This is a genomic window from Rhodoferax sp. U11-2br (genome assembly GCF_018619435.1).
Lineage (GTDB): Bacteria > Pseudomonadota > Gammaproteobacteria > Burkholderiales > Burkholderiaceae_C > Rhodoferax.
In genome coordinates this window covers 1-9,126 of the sequence record NZ_JAHFZF010000057.1, presented here as the reverse complement: position 1 = coordinate 9,126, position 9,126 = coordinate 1, and the positions used below count along the sequence as shown (strand labels likewise).

The window sequence follows — 9,126 nt, the reverse complement described above, 5'->3', positions numbered from 1 at the left end:
TTTCATGGTGTCGACCACCTGGGCGACCACTTCGCCGCCCTTGATGGCCACAGAGCTGGCGTTTTGGGCCAGTTGGTTGGCCTGGCGGGCGTTGTCGGCGTTTTGTCTGACTGTGGAGCTGAGCTGTTCCATGCTGGCCGCGGTCTCCTGCAATGCACTGGCCTGGGACTCGGTGCGCGAAGACAAGTCCTGGTTGCCTTGGGCGATCTCGGCGCTGGCGGTGGCCACGCCCTCGGCATGTTGGCGCACACTGATCAGCACCGCCTGCACTTTTTCGGCGAACTGGTTGAAGCCCGAACCAATGGCCGCGAGTTCGTCATTGCCACTCACCGGCACACGGTGTGTCAAATCCCCATGACCTGCCCCAACGTCGTCCATCGCATCACGCAGGATCGGCAGGCGTTTGAGCAGGCTGCTCAACAGTGCGGCAATGAGTAGCACCGTGACCAGGGCCAGCACCAAGCTGCTGACGATGGACGACCACATCATTGCGTTGACACCCGCCAGTGCCTCAGAGGGCTTCAGGGCCACGATCAGAACCCAGTCGGTGCCCGGGATCGCTTGCGCCTGGATCAGTCGGGTTTCATGGTTGATCTCCAGCTCCTGCAGGCCTTCACTCTGGATGAGTGATTCCACCGAGCGGCTGGCCAGCGTTGGTGCAACGTCAGACAACGGTTTGAGCAGCAACGCGCTGTCCTCATGCACCACAATGCGCCCGTCTTTGGACACCACCATGCCGTAGGTGCCCGGGGTCGGGCGAATCGAGGCGATGTTGCGGACCACACCGTCCATGAAAACATCTGCTGCCGTCACCGCCTGCAACTGGCCGCCAGACTGGATGGCCGAAGCAAAGGTGATCACCAGCTTTTTGCTAGCGGCGTCCACATAGGGATCGGTCACCACCGGGCCGGTGGCAGCTTCAGCTTTTTTGTACCAAGGCCGGGCAGTCGGGTCGTAACCCGGTGGGAGGTTCTGGTTTTCTGAAAAAACAATGCGCTTGTCGGGGTAGGCGACATACACGCTGTCTACATCGCCAGCGACCTTGGCCTCTTGCAAATAGGGCACCGGGTCGGGTTCTGCGATCTTGCTTGCCACTGACTTGACCACCTGGTGTCGACTCGCCATCCAGTCTGCCACGCCCACCGCATGGGCGTGGGCCAGGGCACGTGTCTGGTCAGCCAAGGAGGCCAGGGCGTTTTGCCGGGCCATCCACAAATTGGTTGTGCTCAGGACCAACAGCCCCAAAAGCACCAGGGCGCCAGTGACACCCACCACTTTGCCGCGCAGGGTACGAAAAAAAGAAAACATGTTCTAAACCTCTCCAACTGAGTAAGTCATCAATGGCGCCGATTGTCCCAAGGCCATATGGCTGTTTTGTTGCGCTGCATCATGTGTTTTGTCATAAACAAGTCGGCAATTCAGTCAGTCAGCAACAACCATGTCACTTTGTGGATTAGGGGCAAATTGACACAAGCATCACCTGTGCCAGCCAGTTGCTTTGCTACACTCAAACCATGTTCATCCACAAAATCATCCTCACAGGTTGCAGCGACCGGGGAGCCTGGCCCTGGCGCCCGCTGCACATGCCGTCGGCCCTGCGCTGACAATCACCGCCTGTTTGAATGAACCGCAGCCCCGCGCTGCAGCCGGATGGAACCTGTTGACGTGCCCTGTCTTGATGTGACGGGTTGGCTCAGGCCAGCGGCGTTTTATGGAAAGAACCCGTTGTCGTGATGTCTCAATCTGAATTTGATGCGTTGGCCGCTCAGGGCTTTAACCGCATTCCGGTCAGCGCCCAGGCGTTTGCCGACCTTGAAACCCCGCTCTCGCTCTACCTGAAACTTACCCGCAGCGCGGCTTTCAGCTTTTTGCTGGAGTCGGTGGTGGGGGGAGAACGGTTTGGCCGCTACAGCTTCATCGGTCTGCCCGCCCGCACCTTATTGCGCGCCAGTGGTTTTGGTGCACACGCCCGCACCGAGGTGGTGACCGACGGTGTGGTGGTGGAAACGTCCAGCGCCAACCCGCTGGATTTCATTGCCGACTACCAGAAGCGCTTCAAGGTGGCGCTGCAGCCCGGCATGCCGCGTTTCTGCGGCGGTTTGGCCGGTTATTTTGGTTATGACGCGGTGCGTTACATCGAGAAAAAGCTGCAAGCCACTTGCCCGCCCGATGAGCTGGGTACCCCTGACATCTTGCTGCTGCAGTGTGAGGAGCTGGCTGTCATCGACAATCTCTCAGGCACCCTGCATCTGATGGTGTATGCCGACCCAGCCCAGGCGGGTGCTTATGAGCGTGCTACCCATAGGCTAGCGGAGCTCAAGGCCTTGCTGCGTGATTCGGTACAGGCGCCCGAGATTCTGCCCAGCACCAGCCAGAGGGCCGTGCGCGACTTTGCCAAGGCCGACTACATCGCCGCGGTGGAGCGTGCCAAAGAGTTGATCGCAGGTGGCGACTTCATGCAGGTGCAGGTGGGTCAGCGCATCAAAAAGCGCTATACCCAAAGCCCTTTGAGCCTGTACCGCGCACTGCGTTCGCTCAACCCCAGCCCCTACATGTATTACTACAACTTCAGCGGTGCTATCGACGGCGGCGCGGACTTCCATGTGGTGGGGGCCAGCCCCGAGATTCTGGTGCGCCAGGAGCAGGTCACGGTGGGTGACAAGATCGCGCAAAAGGTCACCATCCGCCCGCTGGCGGGCACACGCCCGCGCGGCGCCACACCCGAGCTGGACAAAGCCGCCGAAGTTGAATTGATCAACGACCCCAAAGAGCGCGCCGAACACGTCATGCTGATTGATCTGGCGCGCAACGACATTGGCCGCATTGCTCAAATTGGCAGCGTCAAAGTCACCGACGCGTTCTGCGTCGAGCGTTACAGCCATGTGATGCACATCGTGAGCAACGTCGAAGGCACGCTGCTGGACGGCATGAGCAGCATGGACGTGCTCAAAGCCACCTTCCCGGCGGGCACGCTCACAGGTGCACCCAAGGTGCATGCGATGGAGCTGATCGACCAGCTGGAGCCGACCAAACGCGGCATCTATGGTGGCGCCTGCGGTTACCTGAGTTACGCGGGTGACATGGACGTGGCGATTGCGATCCGCACCGGCATCATCAAGGACCAGATGCTCTATGTGCAGGCGGCTGCCGGTGTGGTGGCCGACTCGGTGCCCGAGCTGGAATGGAAAGAAACCGAAGCCAAGGCGCGCGCCTTGTTACTCGCGGCGGAACTGGTTGAAGAAGGACTGGAGTAAATCATGAGCCAAGCCATCCAACTCCTGATGATCGACAACTACGACAGCTTCACCTACAACATCGTCCAGTACCTGGGCGAGTTGGGGGCGCAGGTCACCGTGGCGCGCAACGATGAAATCACACTGGACGAGATCGATGTCTTGCTGGCGGCGGGCCAGCTGGACCGCTTGGTGATCTCTCCCGGCCCGTGTTCCCCTGCCGAGGCGGGCATTTCGGTCGCGGCGATCAAACACTTTGCCGACAAGCTGCCAATTCTGGGCGTCTGTCTGGGCCACCAGGCGATTGGCGCGGCCTTTGGTGGCACCATCGTGCGGGCGCAGCAGCTCATGCACGGCAAAACCTCAACCATCAGCACCACGCAGGAAGGTGTGTTTGCAGGCTTGCCCGCGCAGTTCACCGTGAACCGTTACCACTCGCTGGCGATCAAGCGTGACAACTGCCCGGCCTGCCTGAAAGTCACCGCCTGGACCGATGACGGTGAAATCATGGGGGTCAAACACAGCACGTTGGACATCGAAGGCGTGCAGTTCCACCCGGAGAGCATCCTGACCGAACACGGCCACGCGATGCTGAAGAACTTCCTGGCCCCGCGCACCGCCGACAGCCAGCGCGCTTGAGGCGCAAGCCGCTTCAGTAAACATAGCTTCTAGCCCTTGTTGAATAAGGGCTAGAGGCCAAAAAGGTTTGAAAATATGACGACAATCATTGACCTCCGCAGTGACACCGTCACCCAGCCCACCCCCGCCATGCGTGCCGCCATGGCCGCCGCACCCGTCGGCGACGATGTGTTTGGCGACGACCCCAGCGTGAATGCCCTGCAGACCAAGCTGGCCAACATGCTGGGTTTTGAGGCCGCGTTATTTGTTCCGACCGGCACACAAAGCAATCTGTGTGGCCTGATGGCGCACTGCCAGCGCGGTGACGAGTACATCGTGGGCCAGATGGCGCACACCTACCGCTGGGAGGGCGGTGGCGCGGCGGTGCTGGGCAGCATCCAGCCCCAGCCGCTGGAGCACCAAGCTGACGGCACATTGGCGCTGGTCGACATCGAAGCGGCCATCAAGCCCGACGACGCCCACTTTGCCAAGACCCGGCTGCTCACGCTGGAGAACACCTTTGGCGGCAAGCTGCTGCCCTTGGACTATGTGCAAGCGGCAACCGATTTGGCCAAAAGCCACGGTCTGGCGCGGCACCTGGACGGCGCGCGGCTGTTTAACGCGGCGGTAGCGCAGGCCACGCAGCTGGCTGAAGGGCATGCGTCAAATCAGCCTCAAGCCCTCGTCAATCAAGAGAAAGAAGCTATCACTTATGAAGTAATCGTCCAAGAGGCACGCCGCATCGCCCAGTGTTTTGACAGTGTGTCGGTGTGTTTGAGCAAAGGCCTGGGTGCACCGATCGGCTCGGTCCTGTGCGGCAGCGCCGACTTCATCGCCCGCGCCCACCGCATCCGCAAGATGGTCGGTGGCGGCATGCGTCAGGCTGGCATTCTGGCCGCAGCGGGTAGTCACGCGCTGGACCACCATGTGGCGCGGCTGGCCGACGACCATGCGCTGGCGCGCCGTCTGGCCGACGGACTGCAGGGCCTGCCCGGTGTGGTGGTGGAGCCACCGCAGACCAACATCGTGTTTGTGGACTTGGTGGATGGCGCCAAGGCGCGCGGGGTCGGGCTGATACCGCATCTCAAGTCGCACGGGGTGCTGGCCACCGGCTTGTACCGGTTGCGTTTTGTCACCCACCTGGATGTGGATGCCGCAGGCATCGACCGCGCGGTGTCGGTGATACGTGCCTATTTTGAACACCACTGAGCGCGCGCCATGCCCGATACCCACCAACTTCTGCTGTTCATCGCCGCCGGTTGGTTGCTGAACCTGACTCCCGGCCCCGATGTGTTGTACATCGTGACCCATGCGCTGCGCAGTGGTGCGCGCGCGGGCATCGTGGCCGGGCTGGGCATCACCACCGGCTGTTTTGTGCATATCTTTGCCGCAGCGCTGGGGGTGGGGGCCTTGCTGGCGGCCTCGGCCACCGCGTTTAACCTGCTCAAGTGGGCGGGTGCGGCCTACCTGCTGTATGTGGGTGTTCGTTTGCTGTTCTCGCGTGCTCAGGGGAATTTGCTGCCCAGCGCGGGCACCGAAGCCAGTGCGCCGATACCCGCTGATCTGTGGCGGGTGTACAGCGGCGGTTTCTGGACCAATGTGCTCAACCCCAAGGTGGCGATCTTTTTTCTGGCCTTTGTGCCGCAGTTCATCACCCCAGGCACAACACAGACCACCTGGGTGTTTCTGGCACTTGGAGTGTTGTTCAATGTGAATGCCATTCCGGTCAACACCGGCTGGGCGCTGGCAGCGGCCTGGATGGCGCGCCGGGCCAGCCTAGTGCAGCGTGGCATGCACTGGCTGGACCGCGTCGCTGGCGCCCTGTTCATCACCTTCGGCCTCAAACTGGCCCTGACCGACAATCCCGTCTCGTAGATTCTGTATCGACCGCACCAGGAGCGCGTATGACACACACCATCAAAATCACCCCGCAGGAAGCGCTGTTGCGCACCATTGAGCACCGTGAGATTTTTCACGACGAGATGCTCTACATCATGCGCCAGATCATGGCCGGTGAATGGTCGCCGGTGATGTTGGCGGCCTTCATCACCGGCTTGCGTGTCAAGAAAGAAACCATCGGCGAGATCACCGCCGCCGCGCAGGTGATGCGCGAGTTCGCCACCAAGGTCGATGTCACCGACAAAACCCATCTGGTGGACATCGTGGGCACCGGCGGCGACAGCTCCCACACCTTCAACATCTCGACCTGCGCCATGTTTGTGGCCGCAGCCGCAGGTGCCAAGGTCAGCAAACACGGCGGTCGCAGTGTCAGCAGCAAGAGTGGCAGCGCTGACGTGATGGAGTCGCTCGGTGTCAACATCAACCTCAAGCCCGAAGCGATCGCCCAGTGCATCGCGCAGGTGGGGGTGGGCTTCATGTTTGCGCCGAACCACCACCCTGCTATGAAAAACGTGGCGCCGGTGCGCCGCGAGATGGGTGTCAAGACGATTTTTAACCTGCTCGGGCCATTGACCAACCCGGCGGGCGCACCCAATATTTTGATGGGCGTGTTTCACCCTGATCTGGTCGGTATTCAGGTGCGTGCGCTGGAGCGTCTGGGCACCGAACACGCAGTCGTGGTGTACGGCAAGGACGGCCTGGACGAAGTGTCACTGGGCGCCGCCACCTTGGTGGGTGAACTCAAAGACGGCAAGGTCACCGAGTATGAAATCCACCCCGAAGACTTTGGCCTGACCATGGCCAGCACCCGCGCCTTCAAGGTCGAGACACCCGAGCAATCGCGCGCCATGTTGTTGGGGGTGCTGGACAATGTGGACGGCCCGGCCAAGGAGATTGTGATCTTCAACGCCGGTGTTGCGCTGTATGCGGCCAATGTTGTGGATTCGATGGCGGCCGGTATCCAGAAAGCACGGCTTGCTCTTGAATCAGGCGCGGCCAAAGCCAAGCTGGGTGAACTGGTCACTCTGGCGCACAGCCTGAGTGTGGCCGCATGATGCAGCTGCTCCATACCGATGGTGCCGCCATCGCGATCGGCATTTCGGTCTTTTTCATCGTGGTCGGGGTGCTGATGAAACGTGTGTTTGTCAACATCCTGAAACTAGGCGCCACCCCTGCCGACTCTTTTTCTGCCACCCCTGAGGCCTCCAAACATGACTGATATCCTGAACAACATTGTGGCGGTGAAACACGAAGAAGTGGCCGCCGCCAAAAATCGCAAACCACTCGACGTGGTGCGCGCCGACGCAGAGAGCCGGGTGCTGACCCGTGATTTTGTGGGTGCCCTGCGTACCAAGATCACCGCAGGCCAGCCAGCGGTGATTGCCGAAATCAAAAAAGCCAGTCCGTCCAAAGGCGTTATCCGTGCCGACTTCATCCCGGCCGACATCGCCCAGAGTTACGCCGAATTTGGCGCAGCCTGCCTGTCGGTGCTGACCGACCAGCAGTTTTTCCAGGGCAGCGTGGACTACCTGAAACAGGCCCGCGCATCCTGCCAGTTGCCGGTGTTGCGCAAAGACTTTATGGTGGATGCCTACCAAATCTACGAGTCCCGCGTCATGGGGGCTGATGCGGTGTTACTGATCGCCGCCTGCCTGGATGACGCGCAGATGAAAGAGTTTGAGGCCATCGCCCGCAGCCTGGACATGGCGGTGCTGGTGGAGGTGCATGACGCAGACGAGTTGCAGCGCGCCCTCAAGCTCAAGACCCCGCTGATTGGTATCAACAACCGCAACCTGAAAACCTTTGAGGTGTCACTCGACACCACACTGACGCTGATGAAAGACATCCCCGCAGACCGTTTGCTGGTGTGTGAAAGCGGCATCCACACCCGCGACGATGTGTTGCGCATGGGTGCGGCGGGTGTCAACGCCTTTTTGGTTGGCGAAGCCTTCATGCGGGTGCCTGAGCCGGGTGAAGCACTGGTGGCGTTGTTTGGTTGATCTGAGCCCAGGGAGTCTCACGCGCCATGGTTGAAACGACGCAACTGACATCAGCTGATCCAGAAAATTGGCCTGTAGCCACCGGTTGGCAAGGGTTGGTAGCTCACTTTTTTGAATCTGACAAGGGCGCCGCTTTGTTGGCGTTTCTGCGTCAGCGCCTGGACAGCGGTGCGGTCGTCTTTCCCCCCGCGCCGCTGCGTGCACTGGAATTGACCCCGCCCGACGCGGTGCGAGTGGTCATCCTGGGGCAGGACCCGTACCATGGCCGGGGCCAGGCCGAAGGGCTGGCATTTTCGGTCGCGCCCGGTGTGGCGTTGCCGCCTTCCTTGCGCAATATCTTCAAGGAGTTACAGCGTGATCTGGGTGAACCACCGCCGGTGTTTCCCAGCCCAGGTGGCAGTCTGGTGCGCTGGGCGCGCCATGGCGTGTTACTGCTCAACACCTGTCTGACGGTGGAGGAGGGGCAGCCTGCCAGCCATTCGGGCAAAGGCTGGGAGATGTTGACCGACAGCATCATCCAGACGGTCTCGCAAAATGCGGCGCCCGTTGTCTTCATGTTGTGGGGTAGCCACGCGCAGAGCAAGCGGGCTTTGATTGATGCCAAGCGCCATCTGGTGTTGTGCGCCAACCACCCCTCACCCTTGTCAGCGCTGCGTCCGCCGTTGCCATTTATTGGGTGTGGGCATTTTTCGCAGGCCAGAGCTTGGCGTGAAAAGCATCATGGCCTCAAATGAAGCCATGCATCAGTCTTACCAATGTAATTTTTGTGTTTGATGTTAAAAACATTGCGGTGCTCGCGACAAAAGCAAAACTACATGGCATAATCTTGTGCTCACCCTGGAGAGGTGGCCGAGTGGTTAATGGCAGCAGACTGTAAATCTGCCCTCTTACGAGTACGATGGTTCGAATCCATCCCTCTCCACCAGTGATGAATTGATTGTTGTGTAGCCGATGGGGCGCGTGCTCAAGGCATGGGGCTCTGCAGAAGTTGTCTGTAGGGTTGATTTGTGCGGGGTTCGTATAGTGGTAATACCTTAGCCTTCCAAGCTAAAGCGAGGAGTTCGATTCTCCTACCCCGCTCCACAGTTTGATCGATTTGACAAGATTTCGCCCATTTGGCTCAGTGGCAGAGCACTCCCTTGGTAAGGGAGAGGTCCCGGGTCCGATTCCCGGAATGGGCACCAGATTTTTTAGTTCGACGGTTTTTTACTTTTCGGAGTCACAAAATGGCAAAAGAAAAATTCGCACGTACCAAGCCCCACGTTAATGTGGGCACCATTGGTCACGTTGACCACGGCAAAACCACCCTGACTGCGGCCATCACCACTGTGCTGGCAGCCAAATTTGGTGGTCAAGCCAAGGCGTATGACCAGATT

At 60.0% G+C, this 9,126-nt stretch carries 10 protein-coding genes and 3 tRNA genes; 12 read left to right on the top strand and 1 reads right to left on the bottom strand.

Features of this window, described 5'->3' with window-relative positions:
• On the bottom strand, positions 1-1,308 hold a 1,308-nt coding region (locus KKO72_RS20555; RefSeq protein ID WP_214943681.1), incomplete at its 3' end, for a cache domain-containing protein.
• Positions 1,309-1,733: 425 nt separating this feature from the next.
• Here KKO72_RS20555 and KKO72_RS20550 point away from each other — a divergent pair.
• From KKO72_RS20550 to KKO72_RS20495, 12 genes are all read left to right on the top strand, one after another.
• Complete coding sequence (locus tag KKO72_RS20550; protein ID WP_251140824.1) at positions 1,734-3,254, top strand: anthranilate synthase component I family protein; 1,521 nt, start codon at positions 1,734-1,736, stop codon at positions 3,252-3,254.
• Between the two features lie 3 nt (positions 3,255-3,257).
• Positions 3,258-3,872, top strand: a complete 615-nt coding sequence (locus KKO72_RS20545) for an aminodeoxychorismate/anthranilate synthase component II (protein ID WP_251140823.1) — start codon at positions 3,258-3,260, stop codon at positions 3,870-3,872.
• 75 nt (positions 3,873-3,947) lie between these two features.
• Positions 3,948-5,060, top strand: a complete 1,113-nt coding sequence (locus KKO72_RS20540; RefSeq protein ID WP_214943675.1) for a GntG family PLP-dependent aldolase — start codon at positions 3,948-3,950, stop codon at positions 5,058-5,060.
• Between the two features lie 9 nt (positions 5,061-5,069).
• Entirely contained in the window at positions 5,070-5,726 is a 657-nt protein-coding gene (locus KKO72_RS20535; RefSeq protein WP_214943672.1) for a LysE family translocator, read from the top strand.
• 29 nt (positions 5,727-5,755) lie between these two features.
• On the top strand, positions 5,756-6,805 hold the full coding sequence (gene trpD / locus KKO72_RS20530; protein ID WP_214943669.1) for an anthranilate phosphoribosyltransferase: 1,050 nt from the start codon (positions 5,756-5,758) through the stop codon (positions 6,803-6,805).
• Positions 6,802-6,969 carry a hypothetical protein gene (locus KKO72_RS20525; RefSeq protein WP_214943689.1) on the top strand — a complete coding sequence of 56 codons (168 nt, stop codon included), beginning with the start codon at positions 6,802-6,804 and terminating at the stop codon, positions 6,967-6,969. Before trpD ends, KKO72_RS20525 begins: the two co-directional genes overlap by 4 nt.
• Positions 6,962-7,750, top strand: coding sequence for an indole-3-glycerol phosphate synthase TrpC (trpC, locus tag KKO72_RS20520; protein ID WP_214943666.1), 789 nt, complete (start codon positions 6,962-6,964; stop codon positions 7,748-7,750). The genes KKO72_RS20525 and trpC overlap by 8 nt, the downstream gene beginning before the upstream one ends.
• 26 nt (positions 7,751-7,776) lie before the next feature.
• A complete protein-coding gene (locus tag KKO72_RS20515; RefSeq protein ID WP_214943663.1) occupies positions 7,777-8,484 on the top strand; it encodes a uracil-DNA glycosylase in 708 nt (235 codons plus the stop codon).
• Between the two features lie 105 nt (positions 8,485-8,589).
• Positions 8,590-8,675 (top strand) — tRNA-Tyr (locus KKO72_RS20510).
• 84 nt (positions 8,676-8,759) lie between these two features.
• Positions 8,760-8,833: transfer RNA gene (locus KKO72_RS20505), tRNA-Gly, on the top strand.
• A gap of 26 nt (positions 8,834-8,859) precedes the next feature.
• Positions 8,860-8,934: transfer RNA gene (locus KKO72_RS20500), tRNA-Thr, on the top strand.
• 42 nt (positions 8,935-8,976) lie between these two features.
• Positions 8,977-9,126 (top strand): GTP-binding protein (locus KKO72_RS20495; protein ID WP_251140809.1); only part of this gene is annotated, 150 nt, incomplete at its 3' end.

Excerpts from the sequence above, each read along its gene's own strand:
- KKO72_RS20550 (WP_251140824.1), top strand. The coding sequence starts at position 1,734 with ATGTCTCAATCTGAATTTGATGCGTTGGCCGCTCAGGGCTTTAACCGC.
- KKO72_RS20545 (WP_251140823.1), top strand. The coding sequence starts at position 3,258 with ATGAGCCAAGCCATCCAACTCCTGATGATCGACAACTACGACAGCTTC.
- KKO72_RS20540 (WP_214943675.1), top strand. The coding sequence starts at position 3,948 with ATGACGACAATCATTGACCTCCGCAGTGACACCGTCACCCAGCCCACC.
- KKO72_RS20535 (WP_214943672.1), top strand. The coding sequence starts at position 5,070 with ATGCCCGATACCCACCAACTTCTGCTGTTCATCGCCGCCGGTTGGTTG.
- trpD (WP_214943669.1), top strand. The coding sequence starts at position 5,756 with ATGACACACACCATCAAAATCACCCCGCAGGAAGCGCTGTTGCGCACC.
- KKO72_RS20525 (WP_214943689.1), top strand. The coding sequence starts at position 6,802 with ATGATGCAGCTGCTCCATACCGATGGTGCCGCCATCGCGATCGGCATT.
- trpC (WP_214943666.1), top strand. The coding sequence starts at position 6,962 with ATGACTGATATCCTGAACAACATTGTGGCGGTGAAACACGAAGAAGTG.
- KKO72_RS20515 (WP_214943663.1), top strand. The coding sequence starts at position 7,777 with ATGGTTGAAACGACGCAACTGACATCAGCTGATCCAGAAAATTGGCCT.